Origin of the sequence: Cupriavidus sp. L7L (assembly GCF_004353535.1) — a bacterium.
In the GTDB taxonomy this organism is placed as follows: domain Bacteria; phylum Pseudomonadota; class Gammaproteobacteria; order Burkholderiales; family Burkholderiaceae; genus Cupriavidus; species Cupriavidus oxalaticus_A.
In genome coordinates this window covers 494521-521429 of record NZ_SMNY01000003.1, presented here as the reverse complement: position 1 = coordinate 521429, position 26909 = coordinate 494521, and the positions used below count along the sequence as shown (strand labels likewise).

General features: G+C 62.9%; 21 protein-coding genes. 11 read left to right on the top strand and 10 right to left on the bottom strand.

Going from position 1 to position 26909, the window contains the following annotated elements; genetic code table 11:
• Positions 1–50 precede the first annotated feature (50 nt).
• From E1J61_RS04425 to E1J61_RS04415, 3 genes are all read left to right on the top strand, one after another.
• Positions 51–1166 carry a porin gene (locus E1J61_RS04425; protein WP_133092898.1) on the top strand — a complete coding sequence of 372 codons (1116 nt, stop codon included), beginning with the start codon at positions 51–53 and terminating at the stop codon, positions 1164–1166.
• Between the two features lie 125 nt (positions 1167–1291).
• Complete coding sequence (acs, locus tag E1J61_RS04420) at positions 1292–3274, top strand: acetate--CoA ligase (RefSeq protein WP_133092897.1); 1983 nt, start codon at positions 1292–1294, stop codon at positions 3272–3274.
• Between the two features lie 244 nt (positions 3275–3518).
• Entirely contained in the window at positions 3519–3815 is a 297-nt protein-coding gene (locus E1J61_RS04415) for a hypothetical protein (RefSeq protein ID WP_133092896.1), read from the top strand.
• A 108-nt stretch (positions 3816–3923) separates the two neighbouring features.
• Here the strand turns inward: E1J61_RS04415 and E1J61_RS04410 are convergent, their stop codons facing one another.
• The gene (locus tag E1J61_RS04410; RefSeq protein ID WP_133092895.1) at positions 3924–4781 is read right to left on the bottom strand and encodes a GNAT family N-acetyltransferase; all 858 of its coding nucleotides are present in this window, start codon (positions 4779–4781) and stop codon (positions 3924–3926) included.
• Between the two features lie 548 nt (positions 4782–5329).
• On the opposite strand from E1J61_RS04410, the gene E1J61_RS04405 reads away from it, so the two are divergent.
• Positions 5330–6070, top strand: coding sequence for a cupin domain-containing protein (locus E1J61_RS04405; RefSeq protein WP_133092894.1), 741 nt, complete (start codon positions 5330–5332; stop codon positions 6068–6070).
• Between the two features lie 256 nt (positions 6071–6326).
• Here the strand turns inward: E1J61_RS04405 and E1J61_RS04400 are convergent, their stop codons facing one another.
• Positions 6327–7730 carry an aspartate aminotransferase family protein gene (locus E1J61_RS04400; RefSeq protein WP_133092893.1) on the bottom strand — a complete coding sequence of 468 codons (1404 nt, stop codon included), beginning with the start codon at positions 7728–7730 and terminating at the stop codon, positions 6327–6329.
• A gap of 640 nt (positions 7731–8370) precedes the next feature.
• On the opposite strand from E1J61_RS04400, the gene E1J61_RS04395 reads away from it, so the two are divergent.
• Entirely contained in the window at positions 8371–9990 is a 1620-nt protein-coding gene (locus E1J61_RS04395) for an ABC transporter substrate-binding protein (RefSeq protein WP_133092892.1), read from the top strand.
• Positions 9991–10111: 121 nt separating this feature from the next.
• Here E1J61_RS04395 and gabT read toward each other — a convergent pair whose 3' ends face one another.
• The 5 genes from gabT to E1J61_RS04370 all read right to left on the bottom strand — a co-directional run bounded on the left by gabT (position 10112) and on the right by E1J61_RS04370 (position 16777).
• Positions 10112–11404: a 4-aminobutyrate--2-oxoglutarate transaminase gene (gene gabT, locus E1J61_RS04390; RefSeq protein ID WP_133092891.1), complete on the bottom strand. Its 1293-nt coding sequence runs from the start codon at positions 11402–11404 to the stop codon at positions 10112–10114.
• A gap of 345 nt (positions 11405–11749) precedes the next feature.
• Positions 11750–13228 carry an NAD-dependent succinate-semialdehyde dehydrogenase gene (locus tag E1J61_RS04385; protein WP_133092890.1) on the bottom strand — a complete coding sequence of 493 codons (1479 nt, stop codon included), beginning with the start codon at positions 13226–13228 and terminating at the stop codon, positions 11750–11752.
• 25 nt (positions 13229–13253) lie between these two features.
• Positions 13254–14906, bottom strand: coding sequence for an ABC transporter ATP-binding protein (locus tag E1J61_RS04380; RefSeq protein WP_133092889.1), 1653 nt, complete (start codon positions 14904–14906; stop codon positions 13254–13256).
• Positions 14906–15790, bottom strand: coding sequence for an ABC transporter permease (locus E1J61_RS04375; RefSeq protein ID WP_133092888.1), 885 nt, complete (start codon positions 15788–15790; stop codon positions 14906–14908). The genes E1J61_RS04380 and E1J61_RS04375 overlap by 1 nt, the downstream gene beginning before the upstream one ends.
• Before the next feature lie 30 nt (positions 15791–15820).
• Entirely contained in the window at positions 15821–16777 is a 957-nt protein-coding gene (locus E1J61_RS04370) for an ABC transporter permease (RefSeq protein ID WP_133092887.1), read from the bottom strand.
• A 498-nt stretch (positions 16778–17275) separates the two neighbouring features.
• On the opposite strand from E1J61_RS04370, the gene E1J61_RS04365 reads away from it, so the two are divergent.
• A complete protein-coding gene (locus E1J61_RS04365) occupies positions 17276–18196 on the top strand; it encodes a GNAT family N-acetyltransferase (RefSeq protein WP_243736771.1) in 921 nt (306 codons plus the stop codon).
• A gap of 203 nt (positions 18197–18399) precedes the next feature.
• Positions 18400–18894 (top strand): Lrp/AsnC family transcriptional regulator, encoded by a 495-nt coding sequence (locus E1J61_RS04360; protein ID WP_116294987.1) that lies wholly within the window; start codon positions 18400–18402, stop codon positions 18892–18894.
• A gap of 11 nt (positions 18895–18905) precedes the next feature.
• On the opposite strand, the gene E1J61_RS38110 is transcribed toward E1J61_RS04360, so the two are convergent.
• Positions 18906–19511, bottom strand: coding sequence for a helix-turn-helix domain-containing protein (locus E1J61_RS38110; RefSeq protein ID WP_243736770.1), 606 nt, complete (start codon positions 19509–19511; stop codon positions 18906–18908).
• Here E1J61_RS38110 and E1J61_RS04350 point away from each other — a divergent pair.
• The 3 genes from E1J61_RS04350 (at position 19500) to E1J61_RS04340 (ending at position 23668) form a co-directional block, all read left to right on the top strand.
• Positions 19500–20381 carry a CoA ester lyase gene (locus E1J61_RS04350; protein ID WP_243736769.1) on the top strand — a complete coding sequence of 294 codons (882 nt, stop codon included), beginning with the start codon at positions 19500–19502 and terminating at the stop codon, positions 20379–20381. The genes E1J61_RS38110 and E1J61_RS04350 overlap by 12 nt on opposite strands.
• Before the next feature lie 389 nt (positions 20382–20770).
• A complete protein-coding gene (locus tag E1J61_RS04345) occupies positions 20771–22234 on the top strand; it encodes an aldehyde dehydrogenase family protein (protein WP_133092885.1) in 1464 nt (487 codons plus the stop codon).
• 108 nt (positions 22235–22342) lie between these two features.
• Positions 22343–23668 (top strand): FAD-binding oxidoreductase, encoded by a 1326-nt coding sequence (locus E1J61_RS04340; protein WP_133092884.1) that lies wholly within the window; start codon positions 22343–22345, stop codon positions 23666–23668.
• A gap of 115 nt (positions 23669–23783) precedes the next feature.
• On the opposite strand, the gene E1J61_RS04335 is transcribed toward E1J61_RS04340, so the two are convergent.
• Positions 23784–25079: an NAD(P)/FAD-dependent oxidoreductase gene (locus E1J61_RS04335; RefSeq protein ID WP_165971420.1), complete on the bottom strand. Its 1296-nt coding sequence runs from the start codon at positions 25077–25079 to the stop codon at positions 23784–23786.
• A gap of 38 nt (positions 25080–25117) precedes the next feature.
• A complete protein-coding gene (locus E1J61_RS37310; protein ID WP_165971419.1) occupies positions 25118–25783 on the bottom strand; it encodes an HAD family hydrolase in 666 nt (221 codons plus the stop codon).
• Positions 25784–25907: 124 nt separating this feature from the next.
• On the opposite strand from E1J61_RS37310, the gene E1J61_RS04330 reads away from it, so the two are divergent.
• Positions 25908–26900, top strand: a complete 993-nt coding sequence (locus E1J61_RS04330) for a LysR family transcriptional regulator (protein ID WP_133092882.1) — start codon at positions 25908–25910, stop codon at positions 26898–26900.
• Positions 26901–26909 lie beyond the last annotated feature (9 nt).

The window sequence follows — 26909 nt, the reverse complement described above, 5'->3', positions numbered from 1 at the left end:
GGTGCATCTCATGTGATGGGTATATCAAATCAATCGGAGGAGAAAAGTTCATGAAGTACAGAATGTTGGTCATGTCAGCGGCGTGGCTGGTGGGTTCCGGCGCGTACGCCCAGTCGAACGTCACGCTGTATGGGGTCGCTGATGTGGGATTCGAGTACCTGAACCATGCCGTAGCGTCAAATGGCACCGTTGCCGCCGGCGCAGCGGGTCACAATCTATGGGCCATTCAGTCGGGCAACCAGTCGGGGTCGCGTTGGGGGGTGCGTGGCGTCGAAGATCTGGGCGGCGGGCTGAAGAGCATTTTCCTGTTGGAAAGCGGGTTCAACATCGATACCGGTACCTCGGCGCAGGGCGGTCGCTTGTTCGGACGCGGCGCGTACGTCGGCCTGCAGACCGGGTGGGGTCAGGTTACGTTCGGACGGCACACTACGCCCTTCTTCGACTTCGGCGTTACCTACGACCCGATGGCCATCGCCAGCCGGTACTCGGTTGGCGCACAGGACCCGTACATGGGCGGAGCGCGCGCCGACAACTCGGTCAAGTACATGGGCAAGTTCGGCGGACTAAGCCTGAGCGGCCTGTATAGCTTCAATAGCAACAACCAGGAAGTCGCGGGGAATTTCACCAACGGACGTTCGTATTCGGCCTCGGCAAGCTATGCCGCCGGGCCATTCGCCTTCGGTGCCATCTATGACCAGTCGAACCGTTCGGCAGCCACCGCGCTGTCGACCAACAGCCTGATCCGGCGCGCGGCAGCGGCGGCGACCTACTCGGTGGGTTCGGCCAAGGTCTATGCAGGGTATCGGTATGCGCACGCGTTCAACGGTGCCGTCCTGCCGGGCGTTGCGCTGGCCAACACGGTGTCGAACCTCGCCTGGCTTGGCGCTGCCTACCAGGTTACGCCCGCATTGTCTGTGGCTGGCTCTGCCTATTACCAGAATCTGCGAGATTCGAATGCCGGCAATCCATGGCAGTTCGTGGCGCTGGTCGACTATGCACTATCGAAGCGAACCGACGTCTACAGCACGGTTTCGTACGCGCTGAACCGCGGCAAGTCGAACCTCGGCGTGAATGGGTTCAATGACCAGCTGGGCGCCAGCAGCGAAGCTGTGCGCCCCGGTGCCAACCAGTTTGGCGCCGTTGTCGGCATTCGCCACAAGTTCTAAACCCGCCGTGGTGCCCGGATCGGAAGGGAATCCGGGCCCCGCTCGTGAGCAGACCGCTGCGAGTTCACCGTAGATTCGGGCCTGACTCGCAGCACCCACGCTCTCATCGTCCACAGGAATTGCCAATGTCTGATATTGCACCCCTGCAACAGCAATTCGAGCTCGTCAATCCGCCTGCCCAGTTCGTGGATCAAGCGAACATTGCGGGCATGGCGGCCTATCAGGCCCTCTGCGCGGCCGCAGAGGCAGACTATGAAGGCTTCTGGGCTCGGCACGCACGCGATTGCATCAGCTGGCACAAGCCGTTCACCAGGACGCTGAACGAGGATCATGCGCCGTTCTACCGCTGGTTCGAGGACGGGCAGCTCAACGTTTCGTACAACTGCCTGGACCGCAACCTGCAGCTGGGCAACGCGGACAAGACGGCGATCGTGTTTGAGGCCGACGACGGACTGGTCACGCGGATCACGTATGCGCAACTGCATGCGAAGGTCTGCCAGCTGGCCAACGGCTTGCGTGCCATGGGGGTCGCCAAAGGCGACCGGGTCGTCATTTACATGCCAATGTCCATCGAGGGCATTGCCGCGATGCAGGCGTGCGCGCGCATCGGAGCGGTGCATTCCGTCGTCTTCGCCGGATTCTCCGCGAAGTCGCTGCGCGAGCGGATCATCGATGCCGGCGCGGTGGCCGTGATCACCGCCGACGAGCAGGTGCGAGGCGGCAAGTCCCTGCCGCTGAAGTCCATTGTCGATGAAGCGCTCGCGCCCGGCAGTTGCGAAACGGTGAGGCACGTTGTCGTTCACCGGCGTACTGGTGCCAGCATTCCGCTGGTTGCGGGACGCGACCTATGGCTGGATGCGGTGATGGCCGCCCAGCCCGCAGCCTGCGAACCGGAGTGGGTCGGGGCCGAGCATCCGCTGTTCATCTTGTATACCTCTGGCTCCACCGGCAAGCCCAAGGGAGTACAGCATGCATCCGGTGGCTACCTGTTGTGGGCGGCGTTGACGATGAAGTGGACCTTCGACATCAAGCCTCACGACATATTCTGGTGTACGGCGGACATCGGCTGGGTGACCGGCCATACTTACATCGCCTACGGCCCTCTCGCCGCAGGAGCAACCCAGATTGTGTTCGAAGGGGTACCAACCTATCCCAACGCCGGCCGCTTCTGGGACATGGTGCGCAAGCATCAGGCAACGATCTTCTATACGGCACCGACGGCAATCCGTTCCCTGATCAAGGCCAGCGGCAAGGACCCGGCAGTACACCCGGGGCGATACGACCTGTCCAGTCTGCGCCTGCTCGGCTCGGTGGGGGAGCCCATCGATCCGGACACCTGGCGGTGGTACCACCAGAACGTCGGCAACGGGAGCTGTCCGATCGTGGACACCTTCTGGCAAACGGAAACGGGTGGACATATGATCAGCCCGATGCCGGGCGCAATGCCATTGCAACCCGGCTCATGCACGTTGCCGTTGCCAGGGATCATGGCCGCGGTGGTGGATGAGACCGGCAACGAACTGCCGCACGGGCAAGGCGGAATTCTGGTCATCAAGCGGCCCTGGCCATCCATGATCCGGACGATCTGGGGTGACGCTGACCGGTTCTGGAAAAGCTACTTCCCGGCAGAGCTGGGAGGAAAGCTGTATCTGGCCGGCGACGGGGCGGTGCGCCATGACAAGACCGGCTACTTCACGATTACCGGTCGCATCGATGATGTGCTGAATGTATCCGGCCATCGCATGGGCACCATGGAAATCGAGTCGGTGCTGGCGGCCCACTGCGACGTGGCCGAGGCCGCGGTGGTGGGCAAGCCGGATGACACCACCGGCGAAGCGGTGTGCGCGTTCGTGGTCCTGAAGGGCGCACGCCCGCAGGGGGAGGAAGCAGCGCAGTTCGCGAAGGTGTTGCGCGAGTGGGTTGCGCGCGAGATCAGCCCGATCGCCAAGCCAAAGGAGATCCGCTTTGCCGACAACCTGCCCAAGACCCGCTCCGGCAAGGTCATGCGCCGTCTGCTGCGAGGCATCGCGAAAGGGGAGCAGATCACGCAGGACCTCTCCACCCTGGAGGATCCCTCGATCCTGGTTCAACTCAGGCAAGCACAGTAAGTCAGCGTAACCGGCCGGCACGCGACGTATCCCTGCTTCAAGAGGCGGCCGGCCGCCGCGCGATGGCCCGCGGATCCCATGCGTGACGTACCGGAAACGGTATCGAGCCCGCATGGTTGAAAACCGGCAGGAACCTGCAACAAATATCGGAAGGCAAATGAACGCGGAGAAAGGAGGGAATCCCGGGCGGGATACGGGGGGCGGCAATGTTCCCCCAATGTCCCCGAAAAGACGATGGGCGGCAATGCAGCAACGCTACCCGTCGCTGGGCGAGTTCGGCTATATCAGCATGATGCTCAGTTCATCCATGCATCCCCGGACGCAGCATCGGGTGTTGGACTGCATTGAGGAACAGCGTGTATGGGAGTGGAGGGACCCGCCCGGGATCGGCGTCACGCGCTTCGGGCGCTTCGAGCATGCGTGTTGTGTAACGTTTGCGCGCCGGGGCCAGTCCGCGATGTACTACGTCAGCCAGGATGAACGCTATCGCATGGAAGCAGCGCCGGCGTTCGTGTCCGAGTTCAATGCCGAGGCTGCATAAGCGCGCATGGACTGGCGCGGCAAGATTCAACAGCGACCGCCGCGCAAGCCGGCGGTCGCTATATGAGAGATCGCATGAAAATCTCCGGATAGCTGCTGGTGTGCTGACTTAGCAGAGCGCCTGGCTAATGATCGCAAACTGCTGCAGCGTGCTATCCGTCTGCGGTACATCGTGGCGTGCCATGGCCACTACCGTGTCAACCTGAAGTAGTCCTGCCTCCGCTAGCCAACCTTGCAGGCCGCTCGTGCCGGTGACGTCAATGCGCACGAAGGAGCCGGCGTAGGCTCCGCACCAATAGGCGATCAGGGCTTTCGCGTGATCCGTGTCAGACGCTACCACCGGCCCGATCGCATGGCCGCGTCCGAAGCGGCGCATGATGGAGAATCCGGCGACCTTGCCATGGCGCTCAAGCACGACTGTCTCGCCAGCGGCGAGCAATGCCCTGAGGACCTCGTCGCGAGACATGCCAGTGGCGCGGTTTCCCAGCGCAATGATGGCCTCGGTATCGCCGGGGACGTACGGGCGCAGTGCTTCGCCTGGAAAGGACGGGGCGTTAGCGACGGCATTCAACGTTCCCTGGTGCTGGTGGATCGTGCCGGTCGCGATAAAGCCGAGCTGCTCGTACAGGGGCTGGCCGGCAGGCGTTGCGTTCAGCAGTGTGCAACGTTCCCCCAGGGCTTCCAGCACCAGTTTCATCAACGCTTTGCCGATGCCTTTACCCTGGTGCGCCGGGGACACGATAATCATCCCGAGCGACGCCTGCTGTCCTTGTTTCCAGCACAGCCCGGTGCCGATCACCGCACCGGCCTCTTCGGCGACGAAGCCAGTGCCAAGGCCGAGGACAAAGCTCCAGTCCTCGAGGCGATGTGGCCAGCGCATAGTCTGCGACAGCTCATAGGCTGCAGGCAGGTCCTTCTCGCTCATCGCGCGATAGGTTACTGGAACAACGGTAGCTTGGCTTGGCATGATGTCTTCCTTTCTGGCACATTGAACCGGCCGCCGTGACTTGCTACGGGCGCCGTTGGCAGCATTGCCTGGCATCGTCGCGTCGGGCGGGTCTGGCGACTCAGGTAATCTTGCCATAGCTTTGGGGCCGCTTTGCGGCCTGGCAGAGATTCCGCACGATCATCTGGCTGCCGTGGCGTAACGAGGGTCTTATGCGGTTAAGCCGGAGGCAGACCGCATGAATTGCTAAGCCCATGGGCGTACCGTTGGCTTACGGTCGGCAGGTGCATCAGCGAGTACCGCGCGGTCGGCGTCCCCATAATGTGCGCATGCGAGGCTTGCAGCAACATATGCCGCCGTGCGTGGCGAATGCCATAGATTCTTTCCTTAAACCCGACCCAAACACGATACGCCGGAAATCCGGTAGTGGTCTAATCCTACTCGGGTTGCAGGAACGAGCGACGACGCTTTCATGGTGCTCTGACCGTGCCTGTCCACCAATTTCTTCATTCCGAGACCCTGCGCGGACAGGCTATGCAGCGCAATCTCATTGATCGCGGGAACAAGTCATGTCGAGTTTGCAGCAGCGCGCCACCCCGGCGACTTTTGTCGATCTGCGCGAGTTTGCGCGGGACCATACCCGGGGCATCCCGGTCACCGCGCGGGATGGCGAAGATGCATTCCTGTCCAGCCGCCGGCTTCTCGACTTGCCGCCCGGGCCCGTCACGGTAGGGAAGATCGCGCTCGATGCTGGTGCGGGAGCCGTTGCTAACCTGCAGGCGGACGAGTTCATCATCGTCAGCGATGGCAGCCTGACGTTGACGCAGATGGGCCAAACGGTCGCCCTCGGTTCCGGCAACAGTGCCGTCATACTGCGCGATGCGGGGTTTGCGTGGCGTGCCGAAGCGCCTGTCACCATTATTTTCATGCGCTACAACCACAGCGTCATTGGCTCGCGCGCACTGGTGCCAATCGCGCAGACGCCGGAACTGCAACAATCCGGCACGCCACCGGCCGAGTTTCTGCTTACGCCGACGCCGGTTTGCCGCAACCATACCGATTATCGCTCCGAGGACGGGCAATTTGTCTGCGGCACCTGGGATTCGACGCCTTACCACCGCCGTGCAATGCCGTATATCCATTACGAACTGATGCACCTGTTGGACGGCAGTGTGACGTTCCAGGACGAGACTGGCCGCAGCGGCACATTTTCCGAAGGCGATATTTTCCTGGTCGAACAGCATGCGCAATGCAGTTGGGAAAGCCGGGAGCATGTAGCGAAGGTTTATGCCATCTTCCGTCCGTCCTAGCAATCGATTTCCAGTCCGTTTTTCTTCAGCGGTCCCTGCTTCACTGTGAGGCGTTTGCCCGCAGGCTGCCATGCCTGTGGGCTTTTTTTTAAAGCGGCGCTACGTGATGCTTTGCGGCACAGCGCTGGGGGCTGGGGGCGCTGTCGCCCGTCGAAAGAGCGTCTCAGCGACAGATCGGAAACGATGGCTCTGGCAAACAGTCGTGCCGAAAGCAAGGGGCTAGGGAAATCGATTTGTCGACGCTGCCGGTTCGCAATCAGCTTGCAAGCGCGGCGCGCACGTCTGCTGCTGCAAGCACGTCATCCAGCGTCATCTTCACGCGTGCGAACATCAGCTCGAACTCGGCCTCGGTATATGTCAGTGCGGGGGCAAAGCCCAGGATATTGTCGGCGAAGGCCCGGAACACAATGCCGTTGCGGTAGGCTGTCGCCGCGATCCGCTCGGCCAGGCGCAGCGAAGGGTCGAAGCCGCGCTTGCTGTCCTTGTCGCTTACGAGCTCCAACGCGCCGAGCAGGCCGCGATGGCGCGAGTCACCCACCAGCGGATGGCTGCGCAACGCATCCAGGCCCGCGGCAAACGGCACTGCGCCCCGCTGACCATTGGCCAGGATGCCGCCTTCCTCATACAGGCGCAGCACCTCCAGGGCCACCGCGGCGCTGACCGGATGAGCGGAGTATGTCGCGCCATGGCCAACTGGCGACCCATCGGGAGCGCCGTCGGCAATGCCGGCATACAGTTGCTCGGATATCATCGTCGCGCCCATGGGCACATAGCCGGCGGTGAGGCCCTTTGCGAGTGTCATGATGTCGGGGACAACCTCTTCAGCCTCGCAGGCGAACATAGGGCCGGTGCGCCCGAAGCCCGTAATGACTTCGTCGACGACAAAAAGGATGTCCAGCTCGCGCGCCGCGTCACGCATGGCCTTGAGCCAGCCCCTGGGCGGCACAATCACTCCACCCGAGCCCTGCACGGGTTCACAGAAGAAGGCGGCCACATTGTCCGCGCCGAGCTCCGCGACCTTGTTGCGCAACGCTGCCACCGAGGCGTCGATGATTCCCTGGGCATCGTCAGGGTCGCTGGCGCGATAGGGATTGGGAGAGGGAATGTAGTGCTGCGTTGGCAGGGGCAGGTCGAAGCCGCGGTGGAAGGCAGGCAAGGCGGTCAGTCCGGCACCGGTGGAAGAAGAGCCGTGATAGCCGCGCTCCAGCGCGATGAAATGCTTCTTGGTTGGCCGGCCGGTGGCATTGAAGTATTGCGTAATGAAGCGCACAGCCGTATCAACCGCTTCGGAGCCACCCAGGGTGAGATAGACGTGGTTCAATGAGCCGGGCGTGAGTTGCACAAGCTTCTCGGCGAGGCGGATGGCAGGCTCGCTGCTGAAGTGAAAGTAACCGGTCGCATAGGGCAGGCGGCGCATCTGCTCGGCGGCGGCCTGCACCACGCTTTCCTGTCCATAGCCGATATTGACGCACCAAAGGCCGGCGAACGCGTCGAGGACTTCTTTGCCGTTGGCATCCGTCAACCACGCGCCGCGGCCGGAAGCCAGTACGGTAGGACCGCGCTGCTCGTGGAGGCGCCACGGCGAGACGGGATGGATCAGATGCGCGCGGTCCGCGGCGTCAAGCGAAGCGAGTTGGGGCAGGTCATTGATCAGGGTCATCGCGGTTTCCTTCGCATCCATTCGTGCGTAGCGCTGCCGGCTGGTTTGGAACAAGCTTAGCGGCGCTGGCGCGCGGTATGGTGCTGCATTGTGGGGGCGCCACGATGAACGCTGCCGTTATGCGGGGCGAGACAGCAGATTGTTTGGCGCGGAGTCCGTCAAGCGCCTGAACGACGCTGTCCCGTATTGACTGGCTGTTCTGGCGGCTGCGCCACAGCGGGAGACGGAGTGGCGCCGGCTGCATCGGGACGGCGGGGGCCGGCTTCCATTGGCGGTAGGGGCAGGGAGGCGGCCGACTCGCCGTGCAGGAAGGGCAAGGCAGCGCAGGAAGGACTGGAAAGAGCGCGTCGCACAGCGCATGATGCCAAATGACCTGATGCCAGTTTGCTGGAACGGGCTGGGGTTTATCCGTAGTTTGAAAGATTCGTCTGCCGGAGGTCCCAGCTTTGCAATTCGATGCGGTCGCGCAGTCCCCAACGGAAACAAATGCTGGTGGGGGTTGACTAGCATGAAGCACCTGAAGCCGATCCTGGCAGTCGGCGATCTCGGAAAAAATAAAGAAATTGCGGGCCAAGCCCGAGGGTCAACAGCATTCCGCCTAGGGCACAGTCCTCGTGCCCCGGCACCAAAGGAGCAGACGATGAGCGATAGCCGTAACCAGTTGGAAAACTTTATCGGCCCCAGCGAAAGCCTTCGCATGATGGAAGCGCTCAAAGGCGGAGCCACCCGGCGCGATGTCCTGAAGATGCTGCTGGCGGGGGGCATGCAGGCCACGCTGGCCGGCGGCCTCGCCGGCGCGGCGGTCGGCGCGCATGCGCAGACGCCCAGGCGCGGCGGGCGCATCCGCGTGGCGGCAGCCACGGCTGCCGCTTCCGATACCCTCGATCCGGCCAAGCAGTCGAACCAGAACGACTATGTGCGCTGCAACATGGTGTACAACGGACTGACTTCGCTGGACCGAAGCCTGACGCCGCGGGCGGCGCTGGCGGAGACGTTCAACACCACGGACGCCAAGACCTGGGTCTTTGCGCTGCGCAAGGGCGTGACCTTCCACGACGGCAAGGCGCTCTCGCCGGCCGACGTGGTGTACTCGATCATGCGCCACAAGGATCCGGCCACAGCCTCCAAGGCCAAGGTGCTGGCCGAGCAGATCGAGAGCGTGAAGGCCACCGGCCCGAACGAGGTCACGGTGGTGCTGAACAGCCCCAATGCCGATCTGCCGGTCATTCTGGGCACGTTCCATTTCCACATCGTCAAGGACGGCACCACCGACTTCAGCGCCGGCATTGGCACCGGGCCTTACAAGATCAAGGAGTTCAAGCCCGGCGTGCGCACACTGGTGGTGCGCAACGACGCGTACTGGAAGCCCGGGAAGCCTTACCTCGACGAGATTGAACTCATCGGCATTGCCGACGACAGTGCGCGGCTCAATGCGCTGTTGTCCGGCGGCATGGACCTGGTCGCGATGATAAACCCACGCGCCGTGGCGAGGATCAAAGGGACTCCCGGCTACGCCATCATGACGACGCAATCGGGCCAGTACTCCGACCTGATCATGCGCAAGGACGTGGGGCCGGGCACGAACCCTGACTTTATCCTGGGGATGAAGTACTTGCTGGACCGCCAGCAGATGAAGCAAGCGATCGCGCTTGGCAATGCGGTGGTTGCCAACGACCAGCCCATCGACCCCACCAACCGCTTCTATTTCAAGGATCTGCCGCAGCGGCCGTTCGATCCCGAGAAGGCGAAGTTTCATCTGCGCAAGTCGGGCGTGACCGGCAAAGTGCCAGTGGTGACATCGCCGGCTGCCCTGTATTCGGTCGAGATGGCGCTGGTGTTGCAACAGGCAGCGCAGCGTGCGGGTCTGGAGCTCGAAGTCAAGCGCATGCCGGCAGACGGGTATTGGTCCAATCACTGGCTCAATAGCCCCGTAGGGTTCGGCAACGTGAACCCACGGCCCAGCGCCGACACCATTCTCACTCAGTTCTTCAAGTCCGACGCGCCATGGAACGAGTCCCGCTGGAAGAATCCAAAGTTCGACCAGTTGCTGCTGGCCGCGCGGGCCGAAACCGATAACGGCAAGCGCAGTCAGATGTATGCCGACATGCAGACGATGATTCACGAGGATGCGGGCATCGGCATCCCGCTGTTCCTGGCAAGCATCGACGCCCATACGACCAAGCTCAAGGGCCTGTCGCCCATCCCGTTGGGAGGTCTGATGGGCTACTCGTTTGCCGAGCATGTGTGGCTCGATGCCTGACTGGCCTCTGTAGCGGCAGATGAGGCAAAGGCTCCCTACGCTGTAGGGAGCCGCGGGGCTTTCATGCGCGCCCAGCGGAATTGCTGTGTGCCGGGCGCCGTTCGCGGCGCCGGTGTCCTGGTTATTGCTCAGCGTTAGTGGCCAGTGCAATGGCCGCGCGCAGGATCTCCATGGCCTCCTGAGCGGTTTCCAGGCTGGTGTTCAGCGGTGCCAGCAGGCGTACGGTATTTCGATGCACGCCGCATTTGATCACGAGCAAGCCCCCTTCGCGGCAGCGGTCGATAACCGCTTGCGCGAAGGCCGCGTCAGGCTGGAACGGGTCGCCGTTCTTGACGAACTCCAATGCCAGCATGGGGCCCAGACCGCGCACGGTGCCGATGGCGGGGAACTCCCGGGCGAGCTGATCGAGCCCTGCACGCAGTGTCTCGCCTAGTCCGTGTGCCTTGGAGAGAAGCTGTTCCTCCTCAAATACGTCGAGCACGGCCAGCGCGGCGGCGCAAGCGAGCGGGTTGCCACCATAGGTCCCACCCAGGCCTCCCCCTGCCGGCGCGTCCATGATCTCGGCGCGCCCGACCACGCCGGACAGCGGCAAGCCACCGGCCAGGCTTTTCGCGACGGTGACCAGGTCCGGCTGGATGCCCGCATGCTGGAAGCCGAACGTCTTGCCGGTGCGGCCGAAGCCGGCCTGGATCTCATCCAAGATCAGCACGATGCCATGCTTTTCCGTCAGCGTGCGCAGCGCGCGCAGGAACTCGCTTCCGGCAGGGATGAAGCCTCCGTCGCCTTGCACGGGCTCTAGAATAATGGCGGCAACGCGGTCGGGCGCGATCTGCGTCGCGAACAGGTCTTCAAGGGCGCGAATCGCGTCCGCGCTGGAAAAGCCGCGGAAGGCATCCGGGTACGGCGTGTGGTAAACCTCGCCGGCGAGGGGCCCGAAGTTCTGCTTGTAAGGAGCGCTGATGCCTGTGAGGGTGGTGCCGAGCAAGGTTCGTCCATGGAACCCGCCACGGAACGCGATGACCCCCGGCACATTGCGGTAGGCGCGTGCGATCTTGATCGCGTTCTCGACGGCCTCCGCGCCTGTTGTCGCGAATAGGGTCTTGTAGTGCGCCGCGCCGCCGACGAGTTTGTTCAGCCGCGCGGCCAGCTCGACATAACCGTCATAGCCAACCACCTGGAACGCCGCATGGGTAACGCGACCCAATTGCTTGCGCACCGCCTCGACAATCTTGGGGTGGTTGTGGCCGATGTTCTGCACGCCAATGCCACCCACAAAGTCGATATAACGGCGGCCTTCCACATCCCAGATGTAAGAGCCTTCGGCCCGGTCCGCGAAAACCGGATGGGCGGTGACGATGCCGTGAGGCACATGTTGCGTACGGAGCGCGATAAGGTCCTGGTTGGACTGGGTCATTGCACTACACCTCTTTTTTCAGGTTCCGCGAAGCCGGGGTCGCGGTGAGTTGTGAAGGAACTGGAGCCGGCAAGCGTTTCTGCACGGGGCGGTCCTGGCCGCCGTGCAGTCTTGTCATTCACGCTGGCTGACGCTAATCGTGAAGACGAGTATAGGGAGGATGCCGGAGGCGCTTTGACGGATTTCGCTCCCTGTATTGGTAGCGAATCCTGTTGTAAGGAGGGGAACAGCAGTTCCTTCGTTGGCCGGATGATCGCGTCCGTCGCCGACGTTGAAATGCGGAGCGGCCGGCAAGGCCGGCCGCTCCGCATGCTGACAAGAAAAGCCTTCGCCTGACTCAGCCGCTCAGTCCAGCTGGCCCTGGCACACGTACTTGATGTGCATATACTCGTCGAGGCCGTGCCGCGAGCCTTCGCGCCCGTATCCGGAATCCTTGACGCCGCCGAAGGGGGCCGCTTCCGCGGCCAGTGCTCCTTCGTTGACGCCAACAATGCCCGTCTCCAGTGCATCAGCCAGGCGCCAGATCCGTCGAACGTCAGTTGAGTAAAAATACGCGGCGAGGCCGAACGGCGTGGCATTGGCCGCCTCAACCACATCGGCTTCGGTATGGAAGCGGGTCACGGGCGCTACGGGGCCGAAGGTTTCCTCGCAAGAGCATTGCATGGACGCATCCGCATTCACCAGCACGGTCGGCGCGTAGTAATTCGGACCGGTGCACTGCGCGTTGCGAATGCGCTGGCCGCCGACCACCACGCGGGCCCCACGGCTCAGCGCGTCCCGCACATGGCGTTCGATCTTGTCCACCGCGCGCGCGTTGATCATCGGGCCGATCTGCGCCGCCGGGTCGGTCGCGGGACCAACGACCAGCGCACCGACGCGCGCGGCAAGTTTGTCGACAAAGGCATCGTGGACCTTGTCCTGGACATAGATCCGGTTCGGAGACACGCAGGTCTGTCCGCCGTTGCGGAACTTTGCGGCCATCAGCCCGTCGACGGCGGCATCCAGATCCGCATCGTCGAACACAATGAACGGAGCGTTGCCGCCAAGCTCCAGCGACAGCTTCTTCAGCGTATCGGCGGAGCGGCGTGCCAGGTGTTTGCCGACGGGCGTCGAGCCGGTAAAGGTAATCTTGCGCACGCGTGCATCATCCAGCCACACATCGACGACTTCGGCAGCCCGCTCGCGCGAGGCCGTGACGATGTTCAATACGCCCGGCGGCACGCCGGCCTGCTGGGCAAGCTTTACCAGTGCGAGGGAGGTCAGCGGGGTATCTTCCGCCGGCTTGCATACCACAGTGCAGCCGGCAGCCAGCGCGGGGGCAATCTTGCGCGCGATCATTGCGGCAGGGAAATTCCATGGCGTGATCGCGGCGACGACGCCAGCCGGCTCGCGCAGCGCCAGCATGCGGCGGCCCTGTACCGGCGCGGCGATCACGTCGCCATCCGCTCGCGTGGCTTCTTCCGCGAACCATTCGATATAGCTGGCCGCGTACAGAACCTCGCCTTTGGCTTCCGCCAGCGGCTTGCCTTGCTCGCTGGAGATCAGCCGGCCAAGGTCTTCCTGGTGGCTGACCACGAGATCGTTCCAGCGCTTGATGATCTGCGCGCGCTGTTTGGCCGGGGTCTTGCGCCATGCGGGGAATGCGGCGTGGGCGGCGTCGACGGCGCGGAGCGCGTCGGCAGCGCCGCTATCCGGCGCGGTCGCGAAGGCTTCTTCCGTGGCGGGGTCCACCACGGACACGGTGCGGTCATCGGCCGCACTGCACCATTCGCCGCCGACAAAGTTGCGGCCGGGAAGCAAGTCTTGGTTCAGGTACAAAGGCATGAAAAGAGATCTCCGTGAAAATGAATCAGGCGGCGCTGCGTACGCCTTGTACCGCGCGCGCGCCTTCGATATGCAGGTTGACTTCGTCGATCCAGCCGCGGCGCAGCTCCGGCACGGAGCGGGCGAGCAGCGTGAAATAAGGATGATGCGGTCCGCGTTCGTAGTCCTCGTGTGCGACCTGCGTGACCTTGCGGCCATGCTGCATCACCACGATCTCGTCGCAGATGGCGCGCACGGTATGCAGGTCATGGCTGATGAACAGATACGAGACGCCAAGTTCCTTGCGCAGTTCCGCCATCAGGTCAAGGATTGCCGCACCCACCACGGTGTCCAGTGCGGAGGTGATCTCATCGCAAAGGATCAGTTCCGGGTCGGCCGCCAGGGCGCGCGCGAGGTTCACACGCTGCTTTTGCCCGCCGGACAGGCCGCCGGGCAGGCGTTGGGCCACGCCGGACGGCAGGCGCACCAGATCAAGCAGTTGACGAATGCGGGCGCGTTGGGCTTCGCCGCGCAGTCCATGGAAGAACTGCAACGGACGCGCGAGGATATCCTCGATCGTGCGAGCCGGATTGAGCGCGGTATCGGCCATCTGGAATACGATCTGGATACGCCGCAGCTCTTCGCGGCTGCGCTGCGCGACGGTCGGCTTCAACGAATGGCCATTGAACGCAATGCTGCCACGGCAGGGGGCGACCAGCCCGGCAATCGCACGCGCGAGCGTGGTCTTGCCCGAACCGGACTCGCCGATGACGCCGATTGCCTGGCCGCGGTACAGCTTCAGGTCCACGCCCTCCAGGATCTTCGAGGCGGGTTGGCCGTGCGCGTCGAGCGGACCATAGCCGGCCGACAGGTCGCGAACCTCTAGCAGCAGGGGACTCTTGTCCGGATCGACGGTGGCCCCGGGGCGCTCGGCGGGCTTGGCGGCGGCGAGCAGGCAACGGGTGTAGTCGTCCGCTGGCTGGTACAGGATCTGGTCCGTCTCGCCCAGTTCGCGCATCTTGCCGTCGCGCAGCACCAGGATATGGTCCGCGACCTGGGCCACCACGGCCAGGTCATGGCTGACATAGACCGCAGTGGTACGGCGTTCCTGCACGGCGCGGCGGAATACCCGCAGCACTTCCACCTGCGTGGTGACGTCCAGGGCAGTGGTCGGCTCGTCGAGGATCACAAGATCGGGATCGGTGATCAGAGCCATCGCGGCCATCAGCCGCTGCAGCTGGCCGCCGGATACCTGGTGCGGATAACGCTCACCGATGGATTCCGGATCCGGCAGTGCCAGTTCCCGGAACAGCGCCACGGCTTTCTCTTCGGCAGCGTCGCGATCCATGAGGCGATGGATCAACGCAGGCTCGACAACCTGGTCCATGATGGTGCGGGAGGGGTTGAACGACGCTGCCGCACTTTGCGCAATGTACGTGATCTCGCGCCCGCGCAACCGGCGTTGTTCGCCCGCAGGCAGGCGAAGCACGTCATGGTGCCCGACCCGGATGTCGCCGGAAATCTCGCAGCCGTGGCGTGCATAGCCCATCAGCGCCAGCGCGGTGGTGGTCTTGCCGGAGCCGGACTCGCCGATCAGGGCGAGCACTTTGCCAGGCTCAATTTCAAAGTCGACGCGGTCGACCAGCGTCGCGGGCCCGGCGGTAATGCGGAGGTTGCTGACCTTTACAGACGTGCCCATTACTTGACTCCATTGCGTGCCGAGCGACCCGGCAGGTTGTCGATGACGAGGTTGACCGCAAGGGTCAGGCTGGCAATGGCCAGAGCCGGCGCCACCACGGCCATGCTGCCGTCGGACAGCGCGCCGATGTTCTCGCGTACCAGCGAACCCCAGTCGGCATCGGGAGGCTGGATACCCAGGCCAAGGAAGCTCAGGCTGGCGAGCAGCAGCACGACGTAGACGAAGCGCAGGCCCAGGTCGGCCAGCATCGGGCCGATGATGTTGGGCAGGATTTCCTGGCGCATGATGTAGGCTGTACCTTCACCGCGGGTGCGGGCGACGGTCACGTAATCCATGGCATTGATGTTTACCGCCAGCGAACGCGCAATGCGATAGGCGCCCGGTATGTAGATGATCGCTGCCGTGATGGCAAGCATCCAGACCGACGAGCCGAAGGCCGCGACCATGATCAGCGCGAACATCTTGCTTGGAATCGCCGTGAGCGTATCGAGGCCGCGGCTCATGCAGGCATCGATCCAGCGGCCGCTGACTGTTGCCAGCAACGCCAGCGTAATGCCGATGCCGCTTGCGCACAGCGTGGATACCAGCGCCACGCAGACGGTATAGCGCGCACCCAGGATCACCCGGGTCAGCATATCTCGCCCCAGGTAATCGGTGCCCAGCCAGTGCTGCGCGCTGATGGGCCCGAAGATCTGGATTTCGCCAGTGGGCGAGCCGTCAGCGTTGATCAGGATCGGGCCAAGTACGGCGGCAAGCAGCCAGCCAAGCAGAATCAGGCAGCCGATCCAGGCCGTGAAGCCCATGTAGGGCAGGCGCAAACGTCGACGGCTTTTGCCGACGGCGCTCGCTGCGGCGGTTGCTTGCGTATTGGATGTGGTGGACATGAGTAGCGGCTCCAGCATGCGTTCAGGGCATCAGCGGTGGCGCAGACGCGGGTTAGCGACGATGCCGCATACATCGGCAAGCGTTACGAGGGTCAGGAACGCCGCGCAGAAGATCATGGCGCAAACCTGGACGACGGGCATGTCGCGCTGGGCGACACTATCCACCATCAGCTTCGCAATTCCCGGATAGTTGAAGATGGTCTCGACGATGATGACGCCGCCCAGCAGGTAGGAGAGGCTTAGCGCGACGGCATTGGCGATCGGGCCGATGGCGTTCGGCAGCGCATGGAACAGCACCATGCGGGTGGGGGATGCGCCTTTGAGCCGCACCATTTCGATATACGGCGCATTGAGCTGATCGATCACGGCGGCCCGCGTCATGCGCAGCATTTGTGCAACGATCACACAGCAGAGGCTCAGCACCGGCATGGCCAGGGAACGCAGCACCTTGTCCCATGGTTCGTTGGTGCCGATATAGGCAAGAGCGGGCAGCCAGCGCAGCTGTACTGCAAATAGCAGGACCGCCAGGGTGGCAACCAGGAATTCCGGCACGGACACCACTGCCACAGCACCGAGGCTGACGCTGCGGTCGAACCAGGTACCACGGTAGACCGCCGCCAGGATGCCAAGACCCAGCGCCACCGGAACGGAGATCAACGCGGTCAGGCCTGCCAGCAGCAGCGAATTCGGTAGACGGCTGCCGATGGCTTCCGAAACTGGCATGCGCGTGACGAGGGACTCGCCTGCATTTCCCGTAAGCATGCCGCCCAGCCATTGGGCGTAGCGGACCGGCGCTGGCACGTTAAGGCCCATCTGTGTGCGCAGCGCGGCCAGCGCTTCAGGCGTGGCGTCCTGGCCGAGTTGCTCCTGGGCGGCATCGCCGGGCAATACCGCGGTGATCGCGAAAACGATGGCCGAGACGGCCAGTAATGAGATCAGCGCCAGTCCGACGCGCCGCGCCAGCAGGCGCAGGATGAACAGGTTCACGGTGTCTCCTTTCTTAGTTGATAAACGTGGCCGCATTGGAACCGCCCGTCGGACTGTGCATCCGGATCAGAGCGGTACGGTGCACCGATTTCCAAGCCCCGTGTGGACACTTCGTGCCAGGAGTCTCGATTCGGTGGAGACGGCGCTAATATATGTTCCGGTTGCTTAAAAAGTTTCCGAAGGTGTCTTTTCCGACATGGCCGCCGTGGGGGGCAGGCCTCTACGCTGCAGGCTTCATGGTGGGACTCGAAAGCGGCCGCGCCTGCTACGTTGTATCTCCCTGACATTGAAGCATGTAGGGCCAAAGGCTTTGTGGGGTATTCCGAGTCATGGCAGTCAAAGCTGCGGTTTCATGCGCGCGGTTTGGCATTGCATGCCACGTGCACTTGGGATGGGCATGTGCACTGCAGCATTCTTCGGGATTACCCTATTGTTGGCGCATTATTGGTGCGCGCTCACGCAGCAACTTTTTCCTATCCGGATCTGCCGGTTCATCGCATGATCTACGCTACCAATCTGTCCGGCGACGACCATACCGCAATGAACTCCGCCAAGCATCCAGTGCATGCCACCGAACACCTTCCCGTGATCAGACCGATGGTCCTGTCAGACTTGCCTGTCGCTCTTTCTCTTTCCGAAGCAGAGCGGTGGCCGCATCGTGCCAGTGACTGGAAGACTCTGCTCGCGATGGGCGAGGGGCGAGTGGCGGAGGTCGAGGGCGCCGTGGTTGGTGTAGGCATGCGCTGGCTCTGGGGGGAGCGCGGTGCTACCGTCGGCCTCGTCATTGTTAACCCGGCATTCCGTGAGCGGGGCATTGGGCGCAGCTTGTTGGAAGCACTGTGTGCGGGTCTGGACAGGCGCGCCGTGCTGCTTCACGCCGCCGGGATCATTCACGGCTTCTATGGAAGTATGGGGTTCGAACGGATTGGCGAAATTCACCAGTACGAGGGCAAGGCTTTGCAGGCGCCCTTGATGCCCCTGCCTGAAGACACCCGTCTGCGCCCAGGGGGACGCAATGACATGCAGTTGCTGGTCGAAATGGATGAGCGCGCAGGAGGCGTTGTCCGCGAAAAACTAATCCAGGCCTGGCTGCGCCATTCCATCGGCACCGTGGTACTGGATCATCCCGACGGTCCACAAGGTTTTGCGATTCTGCGGCGCTTCGGCCGCGGCGCGACAATCGGCCCTGTCGTCGCCCCTTGCCCGATGGCGGCCAAGGCAATGATTGCGCACCTGGCGGGCCTGGTCACTGGGCGCACGCTGCGCTTGGACGTACACGCCCATGGGGAACTCGAGGAATGGCTTCCTGGTCTTGGCCTGTCCCGCGTCGCAGATGCAGCCGTTCTCTTCCGGGGCACTCCTTATTCCCCTGTCAGGCCATTCCTTTCATTTGCGCTCGCCGATAAGGCGATCGGGTAGTGTGGCGAACGAAGAAGTAGTGCGGTGCGCACATTCTCGCGGCGCGCCAAGCAACGGCTGCGCGACGTACAGGGAATTTGCCAGGCGACCCGCGGGTGTGAGCATAGGGGATTTTGACCCGCAACTCTCCCCGGGCGCGCCCCGGTTGCCCTGACCGGCGCATATGACGACAATGTGATTCAGTCACCCTGCCTTGAAAGACCATGTCCGCCCCCATCAAACTTGACCGGCTTGACCTCCGCATTCTCGCCCAGTTGCAAAAGAACGGGCGCATGACCAACGTGGATCTCGCCGACGCAGTTGGCCTGTCTGCGAGTCCCTGCCTGATACGGGTCAAGCGCCTGGAACAGGCCGGCTATATCGGCGGATACAGCGCGCAAATCCGCATGGACAAACTCGGCGACATCCTTACGGTGTTCACCGAGGTCACCCTGGAGGACCACCATCGCGAAGACTTCGCGCGCTTTGAAAAGGCCGTGTACGCGATCGACGAGATCGTCGAATGCCATCTTGTCAGCGGAGGCTATGACTACTTGCTCAAGTTCATTACCCGTGGTGTCAATCATTACCAGGAGCTGATGGAAAGTTTGCTGGAGCGCAATATCGGAATTGAAAAGTACTTCAGCTTTATCGTCATCAAGTCGCCATTCATCAAGACTCACTATCCGATTGAACGGTTGTTCCCGTTGGCAACGTGATACACCCGGACTCAGGGAGAGTGATCGGCACCGGCAGATGCGGATTTCATCGCCGTTTGGAACTGCCGTGGTGTCATGCCGCATTGGCTTTTCAGGCAGCGCGTCAGATGGCTCTGATCATAGAACCCGCACTCGTGTGCCGCCAGTGCCGGAGTGTGGCCCTGCCCAAGCAAACACTGCGCGCGATGAATGCGCTTCAGGTAAATGTAGCGATGCGGGGTGACCCCTACCGTCAGCCGAAATACGGTGACGAAGCGCCCGACACTTAACCGGGATAGCTGCGCGAGAAAAGGCAGCCGCAACGGTTCGCCGAGGTGACGATGGATGTACTTGAGCGCAGCGTCGAGACGGGGATGTGCGTGTTCGTCCAAAGAGGGGGCGTGGGCGTGCATCGGGTAAGCGGCAACGGTCAGGATGATGCCATCCAGCATAAAAGCACCGTTGCCGTGCAAGACGCTGATTTTGACGCCGCCGCCAAGAGCAAATTGCGAACTGTGCTGCTCGGAACGCAGAAACTGCGGTACCGGCGTGTCTGACCAGCGTGTACAGAAGGCGCCGTACCGGAGCGCTAAAGGAATTGAAAGCCAGATACTATGCACAAAATCATGCCGCAACATTTGCGTTCCTTGCTATTCGTGCCTGCTGATAGCGATAGAAAACTCACCGCCGCACTCAAGGCAGGTGCCGATGGCCTGGTGTTCGATCTGGAAGATGCCGTCCCGGAGCATGGGAAAGACGAGGCCCGCCGGAAGCTGGCGGGCTTTCTTGCCGAGCATCGTCTTTCGATAGACGCACAAGTGCTGGTGCGGGTCAATGGGCTGGCATCCGGGCATATTCTTCACGATCTGGCCGCAGTGTTGCCGTATCAACCCGATGCGATCGTTCTTCCAAAGTGCAGGGGGATTGAAGATGTCCATCGCCTGTGCGATTTTCTTGCCGCGCTCGAGCATGTGTTGCTCAATGGCGCATGGGAGACGGGGATTGTCGCCATGGCCACGGAATCATCCGAAGGTGTGTTTGGCCTGTCTTCGTATCGGAATGCGCCGATGCGTCTGCGCGCCTTGATGTGGGGCGTCGAGGATCTGGCGGCCGATCTGGGCGTTCGCTCGTCGCATCAGGGAAGGGAGCTTACCTCACCGTTCTCCGTTGCACGAACGATGTGTCTGTTAGCCGCTGCTCAGGCAGGTATCGATGCCATTGATGCTGTCAGTACAAACCTGTCGCACAACTTCGAGATCGGTCATGAGGCGGCCCTTGCCAGGCGCGATGGCTTTACCGCCAAGGCGGCCGCCCATCCGTCCCATATTGCAGCAATCAATGAAGCTTTCATGCCCCATGCTGAAGAAATACAGTGGGCGAGACAAGTCATCGAAGCATTCTCCAAAGTCGGCGCCTCCGGCGTTGCAAGGCTAGGCAATGCGATGATTGATCGCCCACATCTGCGATTGGCTCATCGTATTCTTTGCCGGGCGGAGGGAGCGGACTGATTGCCGCTGCTCGGGCCTCACCGGCCCTGGAGGGGGTGTCATGGCCCCAATGATCGGTCAGTCCATGGAGTAAGGCTTTAACCGGATGCGGGACTGAGCAAAGATGCGCATCCTGCACGCCTTGCACACGCTCGGCACGGCATGCTGGCAGCGTGTCATAAAACAGCAGCTTCGTGATGATCAACGGTGCGTTTCGCGACAAGCGCATGGCAACTCTATGTTGCAATGACAGTAACCGAAAGTTCACTCAATCGCTACGTCACAGCGAAACATCGAAGCGCCACTGCCATGAAACTCTATACGTACTGGATCGCTTTCCCAGCCGCGTGCATGCTGCCCGACGAGGATGAGACCATGCATCTGAAGGGCTTGTGCGAAGGAAAGCTCGGATGAAACACGCCATCATTGAGCGCCTGACCAGCGCAGGTCATCTGGATCGTATCTTCATCGACGGCGAGTGGGTCCGCCCCATAGGGCAGGCCCGGGCCGCCGTCACCGACCCGTCGACCGAAGACGTTGTTGCAGAGATCGCCTTGGGAAGCAGGCAAGACGCCGCCACCGCCGTGGCCGCTGCCAGAGCCGCCTTTGCTGATTGGTCAGTCAGTTCCATACAGATCCGGAAGGGTCTTCTTAACCGTGTGCACGACCTCATACTAGAGCGGGCAGAGGTGTTCGCCGAGGCAATCTCGCTGGAGATGGGCGCAGCCAGCAGCGTGGCGCTCGGCGCGCACGTGCCGGCTGCGGCAGCGCACATCCGGGTGGCCTGCGACGTCATGAGCCGTTATCCCTTTGTCTCGCATCGGGACGGCATGACGATCACGCGTGAAGCCATCGGCGTATGTGGCCTCATCACGCCATGGAACTGGCCGCTGTATCAGATTACTGCGAAGGTAGGTCCTGCACTGGCAGCAGGATGCACCGTCGTGCTGAAGCCTAGCGAGCTGTCACCCTTCAGTGCCTTGCTGTTCGCGCAGGTGATGCACGACGCGGGCGCTCCTCCGGGCGTGTTCAACCTCGTGAACGGGGAAGGGCCGGAGGTCGGTGCCGCGCTGGCGGAACACCCGGACGTGGACATGATTTCGATCACGGGCTCTACCCGTGCAGGTGTTCTCGTCGCGCAGGCGGCGGCCGTAACGGTCAAGCGTGTAGCGCAGGAACTGGGTGGCAAGTCCCCCAACGTCATCCTCCCGGATGCGGACCTCGCGCGAGCCGTGCCGGCGGGTGTGGCGGCGGCCTTCCGCAACGTCGGGCAATCCTGCAGCGCACCGACGCGAATGATCGTGCCGCGCGATCGCCTGGCCGATGTAGAGCGGATCGCTTGCGAGGCGGTTGCCCGCCTCGTGGTCGGCGACCCGCGCTCGGTACAAACCACGCACGGACCGGTGGCAAACGGCGCGCAGTTCAACCGTGTGCAAGAAATGATTGGCGCCGGCCTTGCCGAAGGCGCGCGGCTGGTCTGCGGCGGCCTCGGTCGGCCGCCGGGCCTGGAGCGCGGGTTCTACGTACGGCCGACAATCTTCTCGGACGTACATTCAAAAATGCGCATCGCTCAGGAAGAGATCTTCGGGCCAGTGCTTTCGATCATTCCCTACGACAGCGTCGACGAAGCCGTGGAGATCGCCAACGACACCATTTATGGTCTGGGCGCCCATGTGCAGGGCCGAGATCTGGACGCGGCGCGAGCCGTGGCTGCGCGGATCCGCGCCGGCCAGGTGCATATCAACTATCCGGCATGGAATGCCCACGCTCCCTTCGGCGGCTATAAGCGCTCGGGGAATGGTCGCGAATACGGATTGGAAGGCCTGGAAGAGTATCTCGAAACGAAGGCCATCCTTGAACACGGCGACGACTAGCCGGCATGCAGGCCGCCATGATCTTGCCGGACGGCGGAGCGCAGAGGGTGTTGCCGGGTTCAACCTGAAACAAAACGTGCAAGACAAATAATGCGAGGAGATCCATCCATGTCCCAGCCCTTGCGTCTCATCGAGAGTACCTCATCCCTGCCGGCCCATGCCGACGCCGTAGTGATCGGCGGTGGCATCATCGGCGTTTTTGCTGCGTACTACCTGGCCCGGCGCGGCCTTTCGGTTACCGTAGTAGAAAAGGGCCGCATCGGCGCCGAACAATCGAGCCGCAACTGGGGCTGGTGCCGCCAACAGAACCGTGACGCGCGTGAATTGCCTATGGCCTCCAGGAGCCTCGAGCTGTGGGAGCGGTTCGCCGAAGAAACCGGCGAGGACACGGGCTTCCACAGGTGTGGTTTGCTTTACCTCAGCAACGACGAAGACGAGATTGCACGCTGGGCCAGATGGCGAGATTTCGCCAGAACTGCCGGCGTGACAACCCACATGTTGAGCGGCCGCGAGGCCAGCGAACGGGGTCGGGATACTGGCCGCGCATGGAAGGGTGGCGTGTTCTCGCCCAGTGACGGTACGGCCGATCCAGCCAAGGCAGCTCCGTCGGTGGCTGCGGCGCTCATGAAGCTCGGCGGCACCGTGCTGCAGAATTGCGCCGCCCGGGGCATTGAGCTTGAGGGCGGCCGCGTCAGCGGCGTCGTCACCGAAGCCGGAACCATCAAGACCCGCGTCGCGGTGTTCGCCGGAGGCGCGTGGGCCTCTTCGTTCTGCCGCCAACTGGGCATTCGTTTTCCCCAGGCTACCGTTCGCCAGTCCATCGTGCGCGTGTCCGGGGTGGCCGGGCATCTCCCTGACGCCCTGCACACCGCGCGCGTGTCCATCACCCGCCGCAGCGATGGCAGCTACAACCTTGCCATCAGCGGGCGTGGACGCGTGGACCCGACGGCGCAACTGATGCGCTTCGCGCCGCAGTTCCTGCCCATGTTTGCCAAGCGCTGGCGTAACGTGTTTCCAGGCGGGTTGGAAGGGATTCGCGCAGGCCATGAAACACTCGCGCGGTGGCGGCTGGATGCACCAACCCCCATGGAGCGGATGCGAATACTCGACCCAAAGGCGGATGCGGCGGCGGTCAAGCAAACCTATCGTCGTGCTGTCGAACTGATGCCTGCACTGGGCCAGACCGGCATCGCCAGTGCCTGGGCCGGCTTTGTGGACAGCACCCCTGACGGTGTGCCGGGGATTGGCGAAGTGCCGGAGATCCCCGGTTTCATCCTGGCAGCGGGCTTCTCCGGGCATGGGTTCGGCATCGGCCCCGGAGCGGGCCACTTGATCGCGGACCTGGTGACCGGTGACGAGCCGATCTTCGATCCTGCCCCGTACAACCCGGCGCGCTTCAAGCAGTCGGCCTGGGGCAAAGTGGCCGACTTCTGAAGGTGCACTCCAGGACAGTGAACCGGCGCGGCTGATGTTCACTCAGCTGTTCCTCAATGCAGGCGCGCAGGCATGCGGATGACCATGCCTGCGCGCCTGCATTGGAACGTGCGCCTCAGTCGAGCCGATAGCCCGCCCCCAGCAGCCGCTCCAGACGCTGGGACAGTGCCATCGCGGCGGTTCGCGCAAAACCCTGCACCGCCAGCATGTGACGTCGGTAGATAACGCGGTGCACCAGCTTTGCCAGTGCGCCCCGTACCTGCCAGCCGTCGCTGCTGCCGGGCGCGAGCAGATGGCACAACGCCATGTCGTCGGCCAACGAGATGACCGAGCCCCGATCGCGAAATGTGAACCTGCCTACGGACTTGCCGGCGAGCACACGTGGCAAGGCGTGGGCCAGGTAAATGGCCTGCTGATGCGCGACCTGCGCTCGCGTGGGAAGCTCTGCTTGTTCCCCAGCCGGGCGGAAGCTCGCGCAATCACCCAAGGCATAAATATGTTTGTCCTCCAGGGTCTGGAGCGTATCTCCTACCCGAACGCGTCCGTTGCGGGTGACCTGCAGGCCGATGTTCGACAGCACAGGCGATACGGTGACGCCGGCGGTCCATACCGTCACGTCCGCGGCAATAGGGGCCGCGCCTGCAATATGCAGGCAGTCCGGGCGGACCTCGGTGACGCGCGTGTTCAGCAGGATCTGGATACCCTGGGCCTGCAACTCGGCTGCGGTCGTGTCGGCGAGGCGACGATCCATGCCCGGCAGGATGTTGCCGGAAGCCTCGACGAGCAGGACTTCGGTGCCGCGGTCCGGATCGAGCGAATGGATGCCGTACTGGCTCAGCACGCGCGACATCTGCCGCACTTGGGCGGCCAGCTGCACCCCGGTCGCGCCCGCACCGATGATGGCGACGCTGGCCCGCGCCGGACGGTCGGTCGCTTTAGCCTGCGACGATACGCGGCGCAGCGCATCCACGATCTGGGTCCGCGCATACTCTGCGCCCGGTACGCTGTCCAGCGCCAGGGCGTGCTCACTCGCCCCCGGGACGCCAAAGTATTGCGTGGTACCGCCGATGGCCAGCACCAATGTGTCATAGGTCAGCGTCGTCGTGTGCGTGACACCATCGCATCCGGACGTTGTGATCGCTAGCGTGCGGTTGTCGCGATCCAGCGAGGTGAACTCGCCTTGTACGAAGCGGAAACCGTAGCGGCGCGCCTGGAGCGCGAAGGATGTGTGGTGGATATACGGCTCAAGCTTTCCCGCGGCGACTTCGTGCAGCAGGGGCTTCCACAGGTGTGTCCGGTAGCGGTCCACCAGAACAATGTTCGCCAGTCCGCGATTGCCCAATTGCCTTCCCAGCCGGGCCGCCAGTTGAAGGCCGGCGGTTCCGCCGCCGGCAATGACGATCGTCTTCATTCCGTCCCTCTCTATGCGTTTGGTGGTGCCACGCCGGCTCATGCCGGGGCGGCCAACGTCCTTAGGCGCGTGTAGCGCCACGTCTGGGCCAGTGCGCCTTGCGTGAATCGCATCTCGATGTCGTCGAACGATGGCCACGACGCGGTGGGCGCGTCGGAAAGGATGGTTGCGCCCTCGTCCTGCTGCCATGCCTGCGCCATGTCGTCGTGCAGCCACATCGATGGCATGCCAAGCGTGGCGGCAGCACTGGCTTCACCGGCATTCGCACCGACGAACAGCGCGCGATCGGCAGGAACGTCAACGGCATGGAGGACGAGCCGCAGCAGGTCTGCATGGCCGCGGCCGTGGCCAAGCGAATCCGCCGTGGCAGTCACGGCAAAGCGATCGGTACAGGCGGGCTGGTCATAACGGTCAAGTAGGGCGCTCAGCATGCGTGATGACATCATGGTTACGATGGCAAGCCTGGCCCCGGCTTGCTCGGTCTCGCGCATCAGCTGTTCGGTTTGCCGGCGCACGGATAGTTTTGCTCCCGTGCTTGCCTGAACGAACGCCTCCTGATACGCCGCGCAGAAGTCTTCGCTAATTGCGCTGGCAGGCGCCGCTTCCGACCGGGCATGGGTGGCCGCTGCCAAGCCGGCCGCATGTTGCGCCTTGGCCTGGAACAGTACATGGTCGGCGGAAACAATCAGCAATTCGATCGACATGGTGAACTCCGTTGGTTTCGCAGAAGGCGAAGGGCTGGCTAGATAAGGGTTGTCGGTTGCACTGTACGCGGGAAAAATCATATTGAATAATTAAGAAACATATCCGACCGATAGGTTTTCTTCTATGAATAAGACCACCACCTTCCGGCAGCTCAATGCGATCGACGCGGTCGCGCGCCTCGGCGGCGTATCCCGGGCAGCCGAAGAATTGCACCTGACCCAGCCCACGGTTTCGCTGCAATTGCGGCTGCTCGAAGAAGCCACGGGCACACCGCTGGTGCAGCGTTCCGGCCGCGGCTTGCTGATGACGCCCGCCGGAGAGGTGATGGCAGGCTACGCCAGCCAGATACTCAAGCTATGGCGCGACGCGGTGGAGGAAGTGGCTGCCTTGCGCGGCGGCATCGCGGGGACCCTTCGCGTCGGCGCAATCACCACCGCTGAGTATTTGCTTCCCCAGATGCTGGTGGCGTTCACCCAATGCAATCCGGATGTGAAGATCGTGCTACGGGTCGGCAACCGGGAAGAGATCGTCCGCATGCTGGGAATGCACGAGATTGATCTTGCAATCATCGGCCGCCCGCCTTCCGAGCTCAGGACGAATGCGGTCGCCTTTGCCAAGCATCCGATGGCCTTCATTGCCGCACCCGACCACCCATTGATGTCACGGCGGCACAACACGCTGCGGGATCTGCTGACGGAAAACCTGCTGGTCCGCGAGCGCGGCTCAGGCACGCGCGATACCGTCGAGCGACTGTTCCGCGAGGCGGGGCTGCGCTTGCCGCATGGATCCGAGCTGTCCAGCAATGCGGCGATCAAGCGCATGGTCTCGGCGGGGCTGGGCATCGCGTTCCTGTCGTTGCACGCCTGCACGCTGGAGTTCGAAGCGGGGCTGATCGATGTGCTGCCGCTGGCAGGCAATCCGCTGGAGCGCGACTGGTATGTGGCGCACCTGCCGGCTGTCCGATTGCCGCCGGTCGCGTCCGCATTCCGCGCGTTTCTGGTTGAGAACGGGCCTGAGGAGATCCATCGGCAACTTGAATCGTTCGATGGCATTCTCAAGCGGCTGCACCAGTCCGAACGTCGGCGTGCGAAGCTTAGGGGGAGCGTTCAGAAATAGGCCGGCACG

Coding starts and splice junctions, on each gene's coding strand:
- E1J61_RS04425 (WP_133092898.1), top strand. CDS start 51: ATGAAGTACAGAATGTTGGTCATGTCAGCGGCGTGGCTGGTGGGTTCC.
- acs (WP_133092897.1), top strand. CDS start 1,292: ATGTCTGATATTGCACCCCTGCAACAGCAATTCGAGCTCGTCAATCCG.
- E1J61_RS04415 (WP_133092896.1), top strand. CDS start 3,519: ATGCAGCAACGCTACCCGTCGCTGGGCGAGTTCGGCTATATCAGCATG.
- E1J61_RS04410 (WP_133092895.1), bottom strand. CDS start 4,781: ATGCCAAGCCAAGCTACCGTTGTTCCAGTAACCTATCGCGCGATGAGC.
- E1J61_RS04405 (WP_133092894.1), top strand. CDS start 5,330: ATGTCGAGTTTGCAGCAGCGCGCCACCCCGGCGACTTTTGTCGATCTG.
- E1J61_RS04400 (WP_133092893.1), bottom strand. CDS start 7,730: ATGACCCTGATCAATGACCTGCCCCAACTCGCTTCGCTTGACGCCGCG.
- E1J61_RS04395 (WP_133092892.1), top strand. CDS start 8,371: ATGAGCGATAGCCGTAACCAGTTGGAAAACTTTATCGGCCCCAGCGAA.
- gabT (WP_133092891.1), bottom strand. CDS start 11,404: ATGACCCAGTCCAACCAGGACCTTATCGCGCTCCGTACGCAACATGTG.
- E1J61_RS04385 (WP_133092890.1), bottom strand. CDS start 13,228: ATGCCTTTGTACCTGAACCAAGACTTGCTTCCCGGCCGCAACTTTGTC.
- E1J61_RS04380 (WP_133092889.1), bottom strand. CDS start 14,906: ATGGGCACGTCTGTAAAGGTCAGCAACCTCCGCATTACCGCCGGGCCC.
- E1J61_RS04375 (WP_133092888.1), bottom strand. CDS start 15,790: ATGTCCACCACATCCAATACGCAAGCAACCGCCGCAGCGAGCGCCGTC.
- E1J61_RS04365 (WP_243736771.1), top strand. CDS start 17,276: ATGATCTACGCTACCAATCTGTCCGGCGACGACCATACCGCAATGAAC.
- E1J61_RS04360 (WP_116294987.1), top strand. CDS start 18,400: ATGTCCGCCCCCATCAAACTTGACCGGCTTGACCTCCGCATTCTCGCC.
- E1J61_RS04350 (WP_243736769.1), top strand. CDS start 19,500: ATGCCGCAACATTTGCGTTCCTTGCTATTCGTGCCTGCTGATAGCGAT.
- E1J61_RS38110 (WP_243736770.1), bottom strand. CDS start 19,511: ATGTTGCGGCATGATTTTGTGCATAGTATCTGGCTTTCAATTCCTTTA.
- E1J61_RS04345 (WP_133092885.1), top strand. CDS start 20,771: ATGAAACACGCCATCATTGAGCGCCTGACCAGCGCAGGTCATCTGGAT.
- E1J61_RS04340 (WP_133092884.1), top strand. CDS start 22,343: ATGTCCCAGCCCTTGCGTCTCATCGAGAGTACCTCATCCCTGCCGGCC.
- E1J61_RS04335 (WP_165971420.1), bottom strand. CDS start 25,079: ATGAAGACGATCGTCATTGCCGGCGGCGGAACCGCCGGCCTTCAACTG.
- E1J61_RS37310 (WP_165971419.1), bottom strand. CDS start 25,783: ATGTCGATCGAATTGCTGATTGTTTCCGCCGACCATGTACTGTTCCAG.
- E1J61_RS04330 (WP_133092882.1), top strand. CDS start 25,908: ATGAATAAGACCACCACCTTCCGGCAGCTCAATGCGATCGACGCGGTC.